The 15,823-nt window shown below is 61.7% G+C and carries 14 protein-coding genes; 4 read left to right on the forward strand and 10 right to left on the reverse strand.

The annotated features are described in order from the left end of the window. Positions 1–273: 273 nt before the first annotated feature. The 3 genes from TRP66_RS20055 to TRP66_RS20065 are packed head-to-tail and all read right to left on the reverse strand — an operon-like array spanning position 274 to position 4,580. Positions 274–966: a pseudouridine synthase gene (locus TRP66_RS20055; RefSeq protein ID WP_333406377.1), complete on the reverse strand. Its 693-nt coding sequence runs from the start codon at positions 964–966 to the stop codon at positions 274–276. Positions 967–1,002: 36 nt separating this feature from the next. Beyond that, a complete protein-coding gene (locus tag TRP66_RS20060) occupies positions 1,003–1,215 on the reverse strand; it encodes a cysteine-rich CWC family protein (RefSeq protein ID WP_333406529.1) in 213 nt (70 codons plus the stop codon). 20 nt (positions 1,216–1,235) lie between these two features. After that, positions 1,236–4,580, reverse strand: coding sequence for a dermonecrotic toxin domain-containing protein (locus TRP66_RS20065; protein ID WP_333406379.1), 3,345 nt, complete (start codon positions 4,578–4,580; stop codon positions 1,236–1,238). A 296-nt stretch (positions 4,581–4,876) separates the two neighbouring features. Between TRP66_RS20065 and TRP66_RS20070 the strand changes: the two genes are divergently transcribed. Beyond that, the gene (locus tag TRP66_RS20070; protein ID WP_333406381.1) at positions 4,877–5,362 is read left to right on the forward strand and encodes a hypothetical protein; all 486 of its coding nucleotides are present in this window, start codon (positions 4,877–4,879) and stop codon (positions 5,360–5,362) included. On the opposite strand, the gene TRP66_RS20075 is transcribed toward TRP66_RS20070, so the two are convergent. Next, entirely contained in the window at positions 5,359–6,492 is a 1,134-nt protein-coding gene (locus tag TRP66_RS20075; protein ID WP_333406383.1) for an enoyl-CoA hydratase/isomerase family protein, read from the reverse strand. The two genes, TRP66_RS20070 and TRP66_RS20075, sit on opposite strands and share 4 nt — an antisense overlap. Before the next feature lie 163 nt (positions 6,493–6,655). Between TRP66_RS20075 and ung the strand changes: the two genes are divergently transcribed. Next, complete coding sequence (gene ung, locus TRP66_RS20080) at positions 6,656–7,348, forward strand: uracil-DNA glycosylase (RefSeq protein ID WP_333406385.1); 693 nt, start codon at positions 6,656–6,658, stop codon at positions 7,346–7,348. Positions 7,349–7,363: 15 nt separating this feature from the next. On the opposite strand, the gene TRP66_RS20085 is transcribed toward ung, so the two are convergent. The 4 genes from TRP66_RS20085 to TRP66_RS20100 are packed head-to-tail and all read right to left on the reverse strand — an operon-like array spanning position 7,364 to position 11,406. Then, complete coding sequence (locus tag TRP66_RS20085) at positions 7,364–8,398, reverse strand: AbrB family transcriptional regulator (RefSeq protein ID WP_333406386.1); 1,035 nt, start codon at positions 8,396–8,398, stop codon at positions 7,364–7,366. Then, positions 8,391–9,905 (reverse strand): tripartite tricarboxylate transporter permease, encoded by a 1,515-nt coding sequence (locus tag TRP66_RS20090; RefSeq protein WP_333406388.1) that lies wholly within the window; start codon positions 9,903–9,905, stop codon positions 8,391–8,393. The genes TRP66_RS20085 and TRP66_RS20090 overlap by 8 nt, the downstream gene beginning before the upstream one ends. A gap of 1 nt (position 9,906) precedes the next feature. Beyond that, positions 9,907–10,365, reverse strand: a complete 459-nt coding sequence (locus tag TRP66_RS20095; RefSeq protein ID WP_333406389.1) for a tripartite tricarboxylate transporter TctB family protein — start codon at positions 10,363–10,365, stop codon at positions 9,907–9,909. Positions 10,366–10,425: 60 nt separating this feature from the next. Further along, positions 10,426–11,406 (reverse strand): Bug family tripartite tricarboxylate transporter substrate binding protein, encoded by a 981-nt coding sequence (locus TRP66_RS20100; RefSeq protein WP_442965236.1) that lies wholly within the window; start codon positions 11,404–11,406, stop codon positions 10,426–10,428. Between the two features lie 432 nt (positions 11,407–11,838). Here TRP66_RS20100 and TRP66_RS20105 point away from each other — a divergent pair, with 432 nt between their 5' ends. Both TRP66_RS20105 and TRP66_RS20110 read left to right on the forward strand, forming a co-directional pair. After that, the gene (locus TRP66_RS20105; RefSeq protein WP_333406391.1) at positions 11,839–12,510 is read left to right on the forward strand and encodes a response regulator; all 672 of its coding nucleotides are present in this window, start codon (positions 11,839–11,841) and stop codon (positions 12,508–12,510) included. Then, on the forward strand, positions 12,503–13,888 hold the full coding sequence (locus tag TRP66_RS20110; protein WP_333406394.1) for a sensor histidine kinase: 1,386 nt from the start codon (positions 12,503–12,505) through the stop codon (positions 13,886–13,888). Before TRP66_RS20105 ends, TRP66_RS20110 begins: the two co-directional genes overlap by 8 nt. Here the strand turns inward: TRP66_RS20110 and TRP66_RS20115 are convergent. Both TRP66_RS20115 and ygfZ read right to left on the reverse strand, forming a co-directional pair. Further along, a complete protein-coding gene (locus TRP66_RS20115) occupies positions 13,882–14,703 on the reverse strand; it encodes an HDOD domain-containing protein (protein ID WP_333406395.1) in 822 nt (273 codons plus the stop codon). The two genes, TRP66_RS20110 and TRP66_RS20115, sit on opposite strands and share 7 nt — an antisense overlap. A gap of 100 nt (positions 14,704–14,803) precedes the next feature. Then, positions 14,804–15,745, reverse strand: a complete 942-nt coding sequence (gene ygfZ, locus TRP66_RS20120; protein ID WP_333406397.1) for a CAF17-like 4Fe-4S cluster assembly/insertion protein YgfZ — start codon at positions 15,743–15,745, stop codon at positions 14,804–14,806. Between the last annotated feature and the right edge of the window lie 78 nt (positions 15,746–15,823).

The raw sequence follows: 15,823 nt of genomic DNA on the forward strand, positions 1-15,823 counted from the left end.
GTGCGCGAGCGAGGTCACGCGCGGTTCGTAACAGGCAGGCATTAGCCGGTAATAGGCCCATGTCGATCCGAACGATCTGTCCGACAGGTATTGTTATTGGCGGGCAATTTGTCGTGAGCCCAGCGGGCTCGGTACGGCAAAATGTTTCTTCGTATTTGGGGATGACCAGTCAGTCACGTGTGGACCGACGCTTGGATTCAAGCAGGGGATCCCTGATGTCGCAACAACCGTTCGTAACTCCCTGCAGGGTTCCGCCGAACGGTTGTGACTTTTTCAGATCGAGGCGATTTGAGCAGCTTCCAGCGGTCGATAGCTGCCAGGCTCTAGGTCGGGCGACAGGGTGATGGGACCCATGCTTTCGCGATGAAGTGCCAGTACCTTGTTGTTGAAATGGCCGAACATCCGCTTCACCTGATGGTAACGACCCTCGTAGATCGTCAGGCGTGCACAGCGCGGCCCCAGCAGTTGCAGGATCGCGGGCTGGGTGGTGACGTTTTCGAACGAAAAGTGGAAGCCCTCGGCGAAACGGCTGACGTAGCGTTCGTCTATCGCCTGTTCGGTCACGACATGATAGACCTTGGGCAAATGCGTCTGCGGTTGGGTGAGGCGGCGCGACCACTGCCCGTCGTTGGTGATGAGCATGAGTCCGGTGGTGTTGAAGTCCAGGCGTCCGGCGATATGCAGCTCATGGCTGTCCGGCTCATCCAGCAGGTCGAGTACGGTGGGATGAACGGGATTGGAGGTGGCGCTCACGCAGCCCCTGGGCTTGTGCAGCATGAAATAGCGGGCCGGCTTGCCAGCCTGAAGCAATGCATCGCCGACTTCCACCCGACTGAATTCACAAACCTCGTGCCGCGCATCGAACGTCACGGCGCCGTCCACTTTTACCCGGCCACCCGCGATCGCCAGGCGTACTTGCTGACGATTTAAGCGGGGCAGGTTACTGAGGAAACGATCCAGGCGCATGAAGGAGAGGCGGGTCAGCGATTCGAAGGCGGCATGTTACTCGATCCGGCGAGACGCTTCGCTGTCGAGTTCACCAACAATGCCGGCACAGCGCGGGCACAGGCAAGCGGTGTTTCGCAGGTGCTCGGGCAGCGCTTCCAGGCGTGCCGGCTCGATGGTCTGCGAAAAGCACCAGCAGGCGCGGTCCGCGGTCTGCGGGTCGGACAGGCTGCAGCGATTGCTGGAGCCGCATAGCGGACAGAGATTCATGATGTGGGCATTCGATGGATTCAAGAGACGGCGTCCAGGAAGTGACTTGTGATGCCAACTACCAGCTTTCCTTCAGACAGCTTTCCTTCAGAGCGCCTGTCGATCGCCGGATAGACCGGCGCACGGCTGAGCAGGGCGTCAATGGCGGCGCAACGGCAATGGACCAGCAGGATCTTGTCATAGTGGATACCGCGAGAATAAAGGGTGTCGAACAGGTCCGCCAGTGTCGGAGAAGACATCCCGAAGCGGTTTCGAACGGTCAGGACATCCATGGGCGTCGCTGGCAGCTGATTGCGGAAAGGGGAAGCGTTGGAATGGCGAACGATATGTGCGATGTCGTCGTAGCTTTCATCTCTGAGGCTTTGAAATTTTGACAGAGTGTAGTTTTTCATTCTGCCGGGCAGCTCCGTCCCGGCGATGATTTTGTCCACTCTCGTCAACGGAGGAAGCGTTGAAGAGTTCGAGAACAGTGTATTGTCGAAAGCGCTGGAAATCGCGAAGGGTCGAACAGTCCGGTTGACGACACGATGAAGTCTGGGGTCCGTAAGCACATACCCGTGCGGCGCGTACGTGTGGATCTCGGTCCCAAGGGGAATCCGGACCGTCGAATTCCACGGCATGTAGTACCCATGAGAGCTGACGACCAGCGTGCGAGCCTGCCCCCGGTCGGACGTCCAGAGCAGAAACCTGCGCCCCAGTTTCCAGGCATGTACCGGCAGGTTACCGAAGCGCGGATGGCCGGCAATGGTCCAGCGCTTGAGCATGGCTTCGGTATGGAAGAATTTTTCCAGGCGCGTCTGCCTGGGGGGCGTGATACGACGAGCGATCGAAGTCAGAACCTTCGCGTCGGCACCCAAGGCAGGCCCTGCGCGTACCGCTCTGCCTGGCGCTCTCGTGATTCTGCTAAATGAGCGTGTGATCCTTGACGTCCGGGGCCCGATACTCAACAGTCCCAGCGAAAGAACGGAGAGCACGGCGTCCTTTTTTTCTTCGTAACGCTCACCCGGCAGGTTTGCAAGCATGACGCTCAGCGCGGTATCGCCCAGCTCTACTGCCAGTGAGGCCACGAATGCCGGCGTCAGGAGTATGGACAGTGGCGCCAGGAGTATTCGCAGGTGGCTGAGCCAGGATGACCAGTAGCGTATCGAGACTTCGGCGGTTGTCACGATGCTGGCCTGTGCATCTTCCAGCGCGTTGCGTTTGAGCACTTCACGCAGGAAGTCGAACGGTGGGCGGTCCAGCCGGCTTTCGAGCCAGGCATTGGCGAGGGCTCTGTGCGTGTCGGTATTGAACAGGATGTCGGTCCACGGGCGGAGCAAAGACACAGGCGGGCTAGGAGGGTGTACTTTGCCCCACACCTTGAGCAGATAGTCGAGTCGGTCATGGTGTCCGCGCGGGGTGTAACGCATGAGTGCCTCGCGCCATCGCTTGTCCGCCGTGGCATGCTGCAGACATTGATGAAAATCGTCTTCGATGTGCAGCTCGACGAACGGGTCGCTGTGCCCGGCCTGGTACAGCACCCTGGGCTGGCCCGGCTGCTCCAGTATCAGCAGGCCTGGGTAGATAGGCCTTAACGAGCTGAGCGCCGACCCCTGTACGTGAAAGCCGATCGCTGTCCACTCCGCGTCCTCGGGTCGCTCGATGGCTCTGACGACCTGGTCGAAGCCAGCGCGTGTCAGATGACTTTTCTTGAGCGCGACGAGCGCCTGCCTGATGAAAATCGAGCAAAAAGCACTCTCGATTGCTTCTGCCTTGCGCTCCCAGAAGTCAGCGACATAGCCCGACATGACCGTCAGAAAGTCGAGCTGCCGAATGTGCTGTTCTACCTCCGCCGGGTCGATTGGCAGGGTCCGATCCGGGCTCCAGACTCCTTTGCCGGTCGTATCCAGATACACCAGGGTACGACCGCCATGGTCGATGTAACCTTGCGGATGTTGGACTTGATAGTGGGTCATCAACGCCTCGCTCAGGCTCACTGGTTTATCACTTGGGACACCCAGGGAAGTGGTTGGCCGTCTGGGATCGCCCAGCGGTGATCGCGATTTCCCGTGGCGGTAGGCAATGAAGACGTGATCGGGGTCCAGCATCAGCCCATAGCGCTTGCTGAGAAAATCCCGCATGAGCTGCGCTGCGCATCTCCTGGGCTCCGGGATCATGTCCAGCACGGGGAAGTGGGTGGGCCAGAATTTCACGACGCTCGCCAGCGTCATGACTCTCGCGACAGGTTTCAGAATATCGAGACGGTCGAACCCCTCTTCACCCAGTAACGCGCGAGTGACCTGGATCTGGGCCGTCGTCAACGTATCGAAAACATCTCCACCGATTGGAAACGCCTTGATGACCTGTGCCGAAGCGTCGTTCTGCTCCAGCATGTCAAGCATCCGTCGGTGCCAGCCTGACCGGTTGACCGCGCGAATCAGACGCCGAGTCATCTCGGACGGATCCTCACTGATGTACTCGACCACCCTGTCCTGGGTGCCGACAATATGAATGAAACAGTGCGAGGTGTTTTTCGACCGGACCTGAAATACGCCCGGGATAGGGACCTCATCCACCGACAGACCCCAGACTTCCGTCATCCTGCCGCGGCCGCTGCTTTCGAATTTCGATACGTGGTCAGGGAATGCGTCCAGCCCCAGAGCATCCAGTGCGAGCCGATAACCGCTGGCGCTGATCTGCTTGCGGGCCAGTTGTCTGGCCAGGTGGTCGAGAAAGCTTAGTCGGCTCAAGGTTCGATAGGTTGCGCGGTGCTGCCTCCAGAAGCCTTCGAAGCGGGTTTCATAATTCGCCCGCCAGGGTGCCTGGGTTATCAACCTCAACACCGTCGCGGCACTCAACGACGGGTGCTCCGGCGTCAAGGGTGCATCGATGACATCCACGTGGGCCAGCCCGCCATGGTCCAGAGGCTCAAAGCACGCTTGTGCGATCTCCGTGAGCAAGAACCGGCGCGCGTAACGCTCCTTGCCGTTCATAGCTATGGATGGACGGTCCCGAGTGGTGAACCTCACATGGAGCTGATCCGGGTTCAGAGACGCTCCGGTCAGCTGTTGCAGAAGTCCAGCGAGCTGTTCTCGCACGTGATGGCTCCGGCAGGGGACATCCATGTCCAGTTGATACGCCTTGAGCAAGAGAATTGAATCCGTGAGCAGTGCGTAGCCTGGGCTCTTGCGCAGCAATCGCTGTCTGCGCTCGGCTTCGGGATCAGGCATCGGGTCCTTGGGCGGCGCCTCGCCGGAGGCGGGTTCTGCGAACGGACTCAACACTTCCCCGCTTCGGTCTGGCCACACGATAATCGGTGTTTCCAGCGTGGCGCGGGGAGCGTTGAAGGAAATATCGGGCGAAAAAGGGTAATGCACGGCGCTCATTCAGATCAGTCGATTCGTAAAAAAGCGACACTATTGCTCCCCGCATCGGTCGAGGTGACATAACTATTTATGTGCATCGAAGAAATGTTTTGTAGCATTTCCGGCGGTCGCCCGAGAAGCGGCGGAACCCCCGTTCCAGAGAGGTTGAGGCGGCTTCAGACAGGGGCGAATCGAGGCGTCGGACAGGCTGCAGGCACCGGCAGGCCTTTTTCATGTCTCATACAGCGTCCGTCTCTCTTTCGATGGATGCCGGCCAGCGTCGCTGGTCGAGCCAGATCGCGGTCCGGGAGGCCGCCATGTATAGAAAATTCCTGTTTGTCGCTGCGGCGGCACTGCTGCTGACGGGCTGCTACTCCGGCGCCGGTTATTACGAATCCCAGGTCTATACGCAACCGACTACCGTCGTGGGCGGAGCGTACGTCTACGAAACCGGCTACCGGCCCGCGTATTACGCCGAGCGGCGGATTTATGTTGCGCCGCAGCCGCGCTATTACAACCGTTCGCCTCGCTATTACGCGCCGCCTCCTCGTTATTACTCACCGCCGCCGCTGCCACGGTATTATCAGCCGGGGCGCCCGCCGGGTCATGCATGGAATACCCCGGGTCGCCACGGCTTCGACGGCTATCGCCCGCGTCCTGGATCGCGTGGCGACTATCACGGTGGACCGGGCTGGCGCGACCGTGGCTACGACAGAGGTTTCGACCGCGGTGGCAGGGACCGGGGCAACTGGCATCGCAGCGGTGACTTCCGACGAGGCGATCCTCGGGGCGGTCATCGCTAGTTCGTCGACAGTCTCGCTGGCAACGCTGTCAGGTCTGCCAGCGGGTGCGGCCCTTCCCAGACGTTGCTGAAGTGAGCCTCAATGACAGCGGGGGGGACCGAGGCAATATCGGGCCAATGCCACCGGGGCGCCTGATCCTTGTCGATCAGGCGCGCGCGAACGCCTTCGCTGAATTCCGGATGGCGGCAGCAATTCAGGCTCATGGTGTATTCCATCTGGAACACTTCTGCCAGAGACAGGTGCCGGGCGCGTCTGAGTTGCTCCCAGACCAGATGCGCGGTCAGCGGGCAGCCTGTCGAGAGGCTGCGCGCTGCGGCGCTCAACAATGGATCGGCATCCGACTGCAAGCGCGTGATCGCATGCCAGGCACAGGTCACATCGCCGACGTCGAGCAGTTCGTCGATACGCGTGCGTCGCGGCAGCCACTGGGCCTCTGGAATTTGCTCGCTGGCCTCCTGCTGCAGGGCTCTGAGCAGACTGTTGACCTGGACGTCGGTTCTTTCCTGCCAATTGAGTTGCACCAGGCCTTCTATCAGTTGGTCTTGTTGCGTATCGAGCAGGAACCGGTCGGCCAGGCCAAGGTCGAGCGCATCGCGGCCATTGATCGGCGCGCCGGTCAGGCCGAGAAACAGCCCCAGCTTTCCCGGTAGACGTGGCAAGAACCAGCTTGCACCAACATCAGGATACAGACCGATGCCAACTTCAGGCATCGCCAGGCGACTGCTCGGCGTGACGATGCGGATGTTCGCGCCTTGCAGCGAACCCATGCCGCCGCCGAGCACGTGACCGTTACCCCAGCAGATCAGCGGCTTGGGCCAGGTGTGGATTTTGTGATCGAGCCGGTATTCGGCCTCGAAGAAGTGCGCTGCCAGTGACGGCACCTGGCCCGGCTCGGCGAGACAGGCTTGCGCCAGTGTCCGGACATCGCCTCCAGCGCAGAACGCCCGGCTGCCCGCGCCGCGCAGCAGCACGCAGACGATCTGCGGGTTGCCCGCCCAGGCGTCGAGCCGGGCTTCAAGCGCCAGAATCATCGGCAGCGACAACGCGTTGAGCGTCGATTCGGCGTCCAGCGTGGCAATGGCGATACGCACACCGTCCGCCGCGTGCAGCTCTTCGAATTGCAGATTCATCGTGGCCCTCGTTTTTCTTGATGGACGGCAGTTGGCTTGGGGAGTGACCGCGCGCAACAGCCTGGCTGACCTTCAGTGTAGGAAAGACCTGTTCCGATGCAGGGCATTTGACAATGTTTCCTGGCTTTCCTAGTGTCCGCGGATCGTTTCCAAAGGTATGAACATGACAAGCGAAGATCGCATCAAGCTAGAACCCAGCTGGAAAGCCGCGCTGCGCGACGAGTTCGAGAAGCCTTACATGCAACAGCTTCGCGACTTCCTGCGCCAGGAACACGCCGCCGGCAAGCAGATCTACCCGCCGGGCCCGCTGATCTTCAACGCCCTGAACTCGACGCCGCTGGACAACGTGAAAGTGGTGATTCTGGGTCAGGACCCCTACCACGGGCCGGGACAGGCCCATGGCCTGTGCTTCTCGGTACAACCGGGCGTGCCCGCGCCGCCGTCGCTGGTCAATATCTTCAAAGAACTCAAGCGCGACCTCAACATCGAAGTGCCCAATCACGGCTGCCTGCAATCCTGGGCCGATCAGGGCGTGTTGCTGCTCAACACAACCCTGACCGTCGAGCGCGCCAATGCTGCGTCCCATGCGGGCAAAGGCTGGCAGCATTTTACCGACAGGGTCATTCAAGTGGTCAGCGAGCATCAGCCTCATCTGGTGTTCCTGCTCTGGGGCGCGCATGCGCAAAGCAAGCAGAAGCTGGTGGATACCACCAAGCATCTGGTGCTGACCTCGGTTCATCCGTCGCCGCTTTCGGCCTACAAGGGTTTTCTCGGCAACGGACATTTCGGTCGCGCCAACAAGTATCTGGAGCAGAACGGAATCGCGCCTATCGATTGGCGGCTTGCGAATATCTGAGCCTGCGCGGGCGCTTCAGGCGCCGGTCGCCCGGTTCCAGCGGCGGAACAGTGGCTCGGCCAGAAACAGCACGAACAACAGGCGCATCACTTGCATCGCCGTCACCAGTGGCACCGACAGCCGCAGCACCTCGGCAGTCAGGCTCATTTCGGCGATGCCGCCGGGCATCATGCCCAGCGTCAAAGAACGCAAGTCGAGATGGGTGAGGGCACTCAGTGCCCAGGCGGCAAGCGCTGCGATGAGCATCATCAGCACCGTGCCCAGCAGGGTGCGCGCCAGAAATGACGGCGCGCGGCGAAAGAACTCCCGGTTGAAATGACAGCCCAGGCCGCTGCCGATCAGCAGTTGGCCCAGCTGGCTGGCGCCGTGCGGAAGACCGATGCGCAGGTCCCAGATCACGCTGACCACGGCGCTCAGCAACAGCGGTCCGAACAGCCACGGGTTGGGTTGTCGAAGCCGCTGCCAGACCCAGGCGAGCGCCGCTCCGCATGGCACCAGCAGCATTAGCCAGCGCCAGTCCACCTGAGCGGCATGCAGGGCAGGCCCGCCATCGCCCAGCAGATACTTGAAGATCGCCGGAACGCACAACACCACGGTGAGCACGCGCAGGCTTTGCGCCGCCGCGACACTGCTCAGCGTTGCGCCGTTGCGGGCGCCCAGATTGACCATTTCCGCCGAGCCACCCGGCATGCTGGAAAAGAATGCCGTGGCGCGATCCTCGCCCGTGCGCAGCATCAGCCACACAGCGGCGAGACAAGACAGGCTGGTGATCAGCGCACCGAACAGGATCAGGCCGAAATGCGCCAGGACCTGCTCGATGACAACCGGCGTGAAGTGCAGGCCGATGCCGATACCGATGATCAGCTGGCCGCATTTGCGGCCTCCGGGAATCTGCGCGAGCTGCCAGGGAGTCAGGCAGCGCACCAGGATGATCGCTAGCAACGAGCCGACCATCCAGGGCAGGGGCCAGCCGACCTGGCTGGCGAGCCAGCCGCCAGTCAGGCCGACCAGCGGCGTGGCCCACCAATTGCGCAGTCCCGTGTCAGGCATGAGACGACATGGAGCGCTGCTTGGCGCGTCTGCGCCAGATGCGCACCAGCGGGAACAGCAGCATCAGAACGGTGAGCACCCAGATTCCGGCGGTGATCGAGCTGGACCACAGAATGCCCAGTTCACCGTTGGAGATCGACAGTGCGCGACGCAGGTTCTGCTCCATCAGTCCGCCAAGAATGAAACCCAGCAGAATCGGCGAAAGCGGGAAGTCCAGCTTGCGCAGGATGTAGCCGAAGATGCCGATACCGACCATCAGGAACAAGTCGAAGGTCGTGGCATGCACCGCGTACACGCCGATGCCGGTGATGATCGCGATAACAGGCACCAGTGCCCAGTTCGGCACCGCCAGGATGCGGGTGAAGACGCGGATCATCGGGATGTTGAGGATCACCAGCATGACGTTGGCGATGAACAACGAGGCGATCAGTCCCCAGACCAGGTCCGGTTGTTGCTCGAACAGCATCGGCCCCGGCGTGATGTTGTACAGCGACAGCGCACCGATCATGACCGCCGTGGTTCCTGACCCCGGAACGCCCAGGGTCAGCATCGGCACCAGCGCGCCGCAAGCCGCTGCGCCGATCGCCGTTTCGGGGGCCGCCAGACCTCGGCTGTCCCCTTTGCCGAATTTGCCGGTGGCACCTGCCATGCGCTTCTCGGTCATGTAGGCCACGGCGCTGGCAAGTGTGGCACCGGCCCCAGGAAGAACGCCCATGACGAAGCCCATGACACCGCAGCGTAGATTGACCACGAATACCGATGCCGCTTCCTTGACGTTGAACATCATGCGCCCGGTCGCCTTGACCGCTTCCTGGCCGCGATGGGTTTTTTCCAGCAGCAACAGGATTTCGCTGATGGAGAACAGGCCCAGCACCAGCACGACGAACTGGATGCCGTCCGCCAGATGGATGTTGTCGCCGGTGAAGCGATACACACCGCTGTTGGCGTCGATGCCGACCGCCGACAGGAACAGGCCGATCAACGCCGCGATGAAGGTCTTGAGCGGTCGGTCACCGGCCATGCCGCCGAGGCAGACGATGGCGAACACCATCAATACGAAGTACTCGGCCGGTCCGAAGGCGATGGCCCATTTGGCGAGCAACGGCGCGAACAGCACCATGCCGCAGGTGGCGATCAGGGCGCCGATGAACGAACTCCATGCCGACAGCGACAGGGCGACGCCAGCCAGACCCTGGCGAGCCATGGGGTAGCCGTCGAGGGTGGTCATGACGGTCGATGCTTCGCCAGGAATATTGAGCAGGATCGAGCTGATGCGACCACCGTACTCGCAACCCAGATAAACCGCCGCCAGCAGGATCAGGGCGGATTCGGGTGGCAGTCCCAGCGCGAACGCAATCGGGATCAACAGCGCCACGCCGTTGATCGGGCCGAGGCCCGGCAGCAGGCCCACGATGGTGCCGATCAGGGTGCCACACAAGGCGGTGATCAGGTTGTAGGGAGTCAGTGCGACACCGAAGCCCTGGCCCAGATAGCTGAATGTTTCCACGTTAATTCTCCAGAACGCTGAGCAGGCCGAGGGGCAATGGAACGTCCATGGCTTTATCGAACAACAGATAAAGGCCGACGCTCATCGCGATCACGACTACCACGCTTGGTATCCAGCGGCCGCCATACAGCCGCGCCATGGGAATGCCGATCAGGATGCTGCTGAGAATGAAGCCCAACGGCTCGAACAGTCCGGCGAAGACCAGCAGCAGTGCGATGCAGATGCCGATCTTGGTCAGGGTCTCCCGATCCAGGGGCGGCTCATCGTCGCTATGTACGATCGGGGTGGGGCGGATCAACAGGTACAGCAGAGCCACGGCCATCAGCCCGAGCATCAGCAGCGGGAAAGCGCGTGGTCCGACAGGTTCATAGGAAAAGGGCGCCTGATAAGGCCAGGCCATCAGGGCCAGGCCCGCGCATGCCAGCAACAGCACGGCGGCGAAAATACGTTGTATGACCATGGAAAGCTCCGGGGCCGCGCCTGCGTCTGCAAGCGCGGCCGATCAGTCAGTGGATGTCGATCACTGGATCAGGCCGAATTCCTTGGCCAGCAGCTTGTACTCGGCGACCTGCTTCTTGACGTAGGCATCCAGCTCGGCGCCGGTCATGGCGAACGGGAACAGCTCGCGCTGATCACGCAGCTTGGCGAAATCTTCCGAAGCCAGCACCTTGTCGAACGCGTTTTTCCACCAGTCGTATTCTTCGTCGGTGACTTTCGGGCCCAGATAGAAGCCGCGCACCACTGGCCAGACGATGTCGTAGCCTTGTTCCTTGGCCGTCGGGATGTCCTTCATTTCCGGCTCTTCCAGACGCTTGTCGGAGAACACCGCGAGCAGGCGCATGTCGCCGCTGAGAATGTGCGGCATGGAGTCGGAGATGTCGGTACTGCCGACTTGTATATGGCCGCCGAGCAGCGCGGTCGCGATTTCGCCGCCACCTTCCAGGGCTACGTAGCGCAGTTTGCGCGGATCGATGCCGGCGGCCTTGGCGATCAGTGCGGTCTGCATCCAGTCCTGGCTGCCGACGGTGCCGCCCGAGCCGATGACGACCTTGCCCGGATCGGCTTTCAGAGCCTGAACCAGATCATCGAGGGTCTTGTAAGGCGAATCGCTCTTCACAGCGATGGCCCCGTAACTGGTGCCCACCGCCGCCAGCCAGCGCACGGCGTTCTCGTCGAAGCGGCCGAATTTGCCCTGCGCCAGGTTCAGCAGGGAACCGCTCGACCATGCCACCAGGGTGCCAGCGTCGGCGGGGCGCTGGGCCACGACCGCGTTATAGGCCACAGCGCCTACGCCACCCGGCATGTAGGTCACGCGCATCGGAGACGTCAGAACCTTCTCGTTGATCAGTGCGCTCTGCACCAGTTTGCAGGTCAGGTCGAAGCCGCCGCCCGGCGAGGCCGGCGCGATGCATTCGGGGCGCTTGGGCTCCGCCGCGAACAGTTGCGAGGCAACCAGCATGCAGCCGGCCGTCAGTGTCAGATGACGCAAGGAAAATCTCATGTTCAGTCTCCAGAAGCATTGTTGTTTTTGGATCAGAGAAGCTGTCGAGCAGGAGTCAGGCGCGTCTGCGGCGCATCATCGAGGCACGGTCATGTCGGGACGGGCGAAGAAACGGACGCGAACGTACGCAGCGCACGGGCTGGCGATGTCGGAAGGAAAAGCGGACGAGACGGCGTAAAGCGCCGCGGGTGACGTGGGCATGGCTGACTCCGGCTATTGTTTTTATTGTCCAGATGTGTCGTGACATCTGTGATCGTACCCGTTTTTACGGGTCGTACCGCGATGCTAAAGGGCGAACCTTTCACAAACCTTTCAATTTATGTCCGGTGACGTGCTTTCTGGCATCCAGATGTTTCGGTGCTTCACAGTGCGCGGGACCGCTGTACACTCCGGCGGCGCTGCCCTCATAACACATTACAAGCAGGAGACGACATGCGTGTTCTACTCGTCGAAGACCATCCGCAACTGGCTGAAAGCGTTGCGCAGGTGCTCAAGAGCGCGGGCCTGAACGTCGATGTGCTGCACGATGGCGTGGCGGCGGATCTTGCGTTGAGCAGCGAGGACTATGCCGCGGTTATCCTCGATGTCGGTTTGCCGCGCATGGACGGTTTCGAAGTGCTGGCGCGCCTGCGAGCGCGTGGCCGCAACCTGCCGGTGCTGATGCTCACGGCGCGCAGCGACGTGAAGGATCGTGTCCATGGTCTCAATCTTGGCGCGGACGATTACCTGGCCAAGCCTTTCGAGTTGTCGGAACTGGAGGCGCGCGTCAAGGCGTTGCTGCGGCGCAGCGTGTTGCGCGGCGAGCGCCAGCAGCGTTGCGGGGTGCTGGCATACGATCTGGACACGCGCCGCTTCAGCCTCGATGAAGAGCTGCTGACCCTGACGTCGCGCGAGCAGGCCGTGCTGGAAGCATTGATCGCCCGGCCCGGACGGGTGATGAGCAAGGAGCAGTTGGCAGCGCAGGTTTTCGGTCTCGATGAGGACGCCAGCCCCGACGCCATCGAGATCTACATTCATCGCCTGCGCAAGAAACTCGACGGGCATTCGGTCGCTATCGTGACCTTCCGCGGCCTGGGCTATCTGCTGGAAAGCCGCGATGAATAACGACAGTTTGCGCTGGCGGCTGTTATGGAACCTTGCCTTGCTGCTGGTGGTGCTCATGCTCGCCAGCGGCATGAGCGCCTACTGGAACGGTCGCGAAGTGGCGGACACCGCCTACGACCGCACGCTTCTGGCTTCGGCGCGAACCATCGCTGCCGGGCTTACCCAGCGTGACGGAACGCTTAGTGCCGACATTCCCTACGTGGCCCTGGACACTTTCGCCTACGACAGCGAAGGCCGCATCTATTACCAGGTCAATGACATTCACCAGCAATTGATCTCCGGCTACGAAAATCTGCCATCCCCGCCGCCGGGCACCCCGCGCACCGATGACTATCCGGCACTCGCCCGCTTCTATAACGGCCGATACCTGGGGCAGGACGTCCGGGTTGTGAGTCTGTTCAAGCCGGTCAGCGAGCCGGGCATGAACGGCATCGCCGAGATTCGCGTCGCCGAAACCCAGGAAGCCCGGGTCGGCATGGCCCGCAGCCTGATGGCCGACACGCTGCTGCGCCTGGGGATGCTGGGCGGTGGCGCGTTGCTGCTGGTCTGGTTCGCGGTCAGCGGCGCGCTGCGTCCTCTGGAACGTCTGCGCACTGCCGTGGAGGAGCGTCAGCCGGATGATCTGCGAGCGCTGCCTATGGTGGAGGTGCAGCATGAACTGCGCCCACTGGTCAGCGCGCTCAATCATTTCACCGAGCGATTGCGCGTGCAGTTCGAGCGTCAGGCTCAGTTCATTGCCGATGCAGCCCATGAATTGCGCACGCCGCTCGCCGCCCTGAAGGCCCGACTGGAATTGGGTCTGCGGGAGCAGGACCCAACGCAGTGGCGCGCCACGCTGGAAACGGCCGCGCAGGGCACCGACCGCCTGACGCATCTGGCAAACCAGCTGCTGTCGCTGGCGCGCATCGAGAACGGGGCACGGGCGATTGCCGAAGGCGGGGCGCAGCAGCTCGACCTGAGCCAACTGGCTCGCGAGCTGGGCATGGTCATGGCGCCGTTGGCCCATGCGCGGGGCGTGGCCCTTGCGCTGGAGGCGGACAAACCGGTGTGGCTGCGAGGCGAACCGACCTTGCTCAACGAGTTGGTGAGTAACCTGATCGATAACGCGCTGGCACATACGCCGGTGGGTGGCAATGTCGTCCTGCGGGTCCACGAGCCCGGCATCCTGGAGGTCGAAGACGACGGCCCCGGCATCCCGCAGGCGGACCGGGATCTGGTCTTCGAGCGATTCTATCGACGCAATCCCCAGGGCAGCGGCTCCGGGCTGGGGCTGGCGATCGTCGGCGAAATCTGTCGCGCGCATCTGGCCCAGATCAGCCTGCACGACGGCGCCGAAAGGGGTTTGAAAGTAAGAGTCAGCTTCGCCGGGAATCAGTAGAGCATGGTCATGGCTTCGTCCATCTGCGCGCTCAGCAGCCCGCCCGCCGGGTCCAGATTCAACTGGCGGAAGGCGGGCAGATCGACGATATCGATCTGGCTGAACGGATGGCCGGTGTGCCGATGGATATGCACAGTCGCCACTTGGACCAGGTCGATATAGTCGGCGCTTTTGGAAACCCGGTTGAAGTCCTGGAAACAGGCGGGCACCGACGCCAGTGCATCGGGGAAATCCCACGAGCGCAACAGGCGCTCGCCAATGACCGGGTGAATGTTGTCGATCACGTGATTGAGACTGATCGGGTCGGCCAGAAGATCGAAGTGATCCTCGGCATAGGTCAGGATCGGCAGAATGCCGATCAGATGAATCAGCCCGGCCAGCGTGGCCTGATCAGGTTTGAGGCGGGTGTGACGCTGGCACAGGCTGTAGCTGATGCCCGCCACTTGCAGACTCTGCTTCCAGATCTCGCGCATTTTCTGTTCGATGACTTCGGACTTGGCATGGAACATCTGCTCCACCACCAGCCCGATGGCAAGATTGCAGGTGTAGTTGACACCCAGGCGGCGGATGGCGGTATTCACGTCGCTGACTTCGAAACTGGCGCGCAGCAACGGGCTGTTGGCGACCTTGATCATGCGCGCCGACAGCGCGGTATCGCTGCCGATCACTTTGCTCAGCGCGGCGATACTGATTTCGGTGTCCTCGGCGGCGAGGCGGATTTTCAGCGCGACTTCAGGCAGGGTCGGCAGGAACAGGGCATCGCGGTCGATGGCCTTGATCAAATGTCTCTGCACCTCGTCAGCCATCTTGCTCATGTTGCTTCTCGCAGCCGTTTGGGGTGTCCGGGATCTCCGGGCAAGCGCCCGGGAACCGGATAGTCTGAATGACAGTTGTATCGCGAATGTATGCGTTCGGTCAGCGTTGCGTTTCGAGCTTGCTGTCCAGGATGTAGGGCAGATCACACAAAACCAGTGCCGGTCCGTCCTGCGCACCCAGATGAACCTGACCGCCCTCCGCGGCATCGGCCTGTAGCACCGCCAGCAGTTCGATGCCTTGACCCGCCCCGGCGGCGATCACGACATTGCCGGCTGAGCTGGCATTGACCGGCGAGAACAGCGGGGTGCCGGGCGCGGGAATCTCGCCGCTTTCGACCGACAGCCGGTAAAGCCTGCGCTTGAGTTTGCCCAGGTACTGCATGCGAGCGACGATTTCCTGACCGGTATAGCAGCCTTTCTTGAAACTGACCCCACCCACGGCCTGCAAATTGATCATCTGCGGAATGAATTCTTCGCGGGTCTCGATGAAGACCTGGCCGATGCCGGCGCGGATCTGACCCAGGAACCAGTCATTGAGCGAACCTTCGCTCAACTGCGCAGCCAGTTGGGAGCGGACGGTCTGTGCCTGTTCGGCAGCGGCCCAGAGCTCGGCGCGGCCGGGAGATACACGAATGGCAACCAGAGTGTCGGTGCGTACGACACTGTCGGTTTCTTCCGGCAGCTCCAGGCCCAGGCCACGCAGAGCGGCGTCGGCGTCCTGCACCCCGAAGCGCACCCAGGCATCGCTTTCATCGTTCAGTTTGGACTTGGAGAACACCGCGTATTTGCGCAGGTCCAGCAATTGCGGCTCGATCAGCTCTTTCGCCATCGCCAGCAGGCAATCGGTGCCCTGGATCAGGACCCGAAAGCTCGACTGCATGCGGCCTTTCTGCGTACAGCGGGCGCCGAGGCTGGATTTGTCCTCGCTCAGGTAGTTGATGTTGCAGGTCAACTGACCTTGCAGGAATTTTCCGGCATCCACGCCGCGAACGGCTAGGACGCCTTCATGGGATAGCGTGCAGAAGAAAGCTGAATGGGCCATGGTCATCGCAAGTGAAATTGTCCGGGGCACATCATAGTGCCGTGCCGCGATTATGAATATGGGTACATGAAAACTGCT

The sequence above is a fragment of the Pseudomonas sp. JDS28PS106 genome (assembly GCF_036706555.1).
Classification (GTDB): domain Bacteria; phylum Pseudomonadota; class Gammaproteobacteria; order Pseudomonadales; family Pseudomonadaceae; genus Aquipseudomonas.

What these genes read in the sequence shown, in the direction of transcription:
- TRP66_RS20065 (WP_333406379.1), bottom strand. Translation starts at nt 4,580, where the DNA reads ATGAGCGCCGTGCATTACCCTTTTTCGCCCGATATTTCCTTCAACGCT.
- TRP66_RS20070 (WP_333406381.1), top strand. Translation starts at nt 4,877, where the DNA reads ATGTATAGAAAATTCCTGTTTGTCGCTGCGGCGGCACTGCTGCTGACG.
- TRP66_RS20060 (WP_333406529.1), bottom strand. Translation starts at nt 1,215, where the DNA reads ATGAATCTCTGTCCGCTATGCGGCTCCAGCAATCGCTGCAGCCTGTCC.
- TRP66_RS20100 (WP_442965236.1), bottom strand. Translation starts at nt 11,406, where the DNA reads ATGAGATTTTCCTTGCGTCATCTGACACTGACGGCCGGCTGCATGCTG.
- ygfZ (WP_333406397.1), bottom strand. Translation starts at nt 15,745, where the DNA reads ATGGCCCATTCAGCTTTCTTCTGCACGCTATCCCATGAAGGCGTCCTA.
- TRP66_RS20095 (WP_333406389.1), bottom strand. Translation starts at nt 10,365, where the DNA reads ATGGTCATACAACGTATTTTCGCCGCCGTGCTGTTGCTGGCATGCGCG.
- TRP66_RS20085 (WP_333406386.1), bottom strand. Translation starts at nt 8,398, where the DNA reads ATGCCTGACACGGGACTGCGCAATTGGTGGGCCACGCCGCTGGTCGGC.
- ung (WP_333406385.1), top strand. Translation starts at nt 6,656, where the DNA reads ATGACAAGCGAAGATCGCATCAAGCTAGAACCCAGCTGGAAAGCCGCG.
- TRP66_RS20105 (WP_333406391.1), top strand. Translation starts at nt 11,839, where the DNA reads ATGCGTGTTCTACTCGTCGAAGACCATCCGCAACTGGCTGAAAGCGTT.
- TRP66_RS20115 (WP_333406395.1), bottom strand. Translation starts at nt 14,703, where the DNA reads ATGAGCAAGATGGCTGACGAGGTGCAGAGACATTTGATCAAGGCCATC.
- TRP66_RS20075 (WP_333406383.1), bottom strand. Translation starts at nt 6,492, where the DNA reads ATGAATCTGCAATTCGAAGAGCTGCACGCGGCGGACGGTGTGCGTATC.
- TRP66_RS20110 (WP_333406394.1), top strand. Translation starts at nt 12,503, where the DNA reads ATGAATAACGACAGTTTGCGCTGGCGGCTGTTATGGAACCTTGCCTTG.
- TRP66_RS20055 (WP_333406377.1), bottom strand. Translation starts at nt 966, where the DNA reads ATGCGCCTGGATCGTTTCCTCAGTAACCTGCCCCGCTTAAATCGTCAG.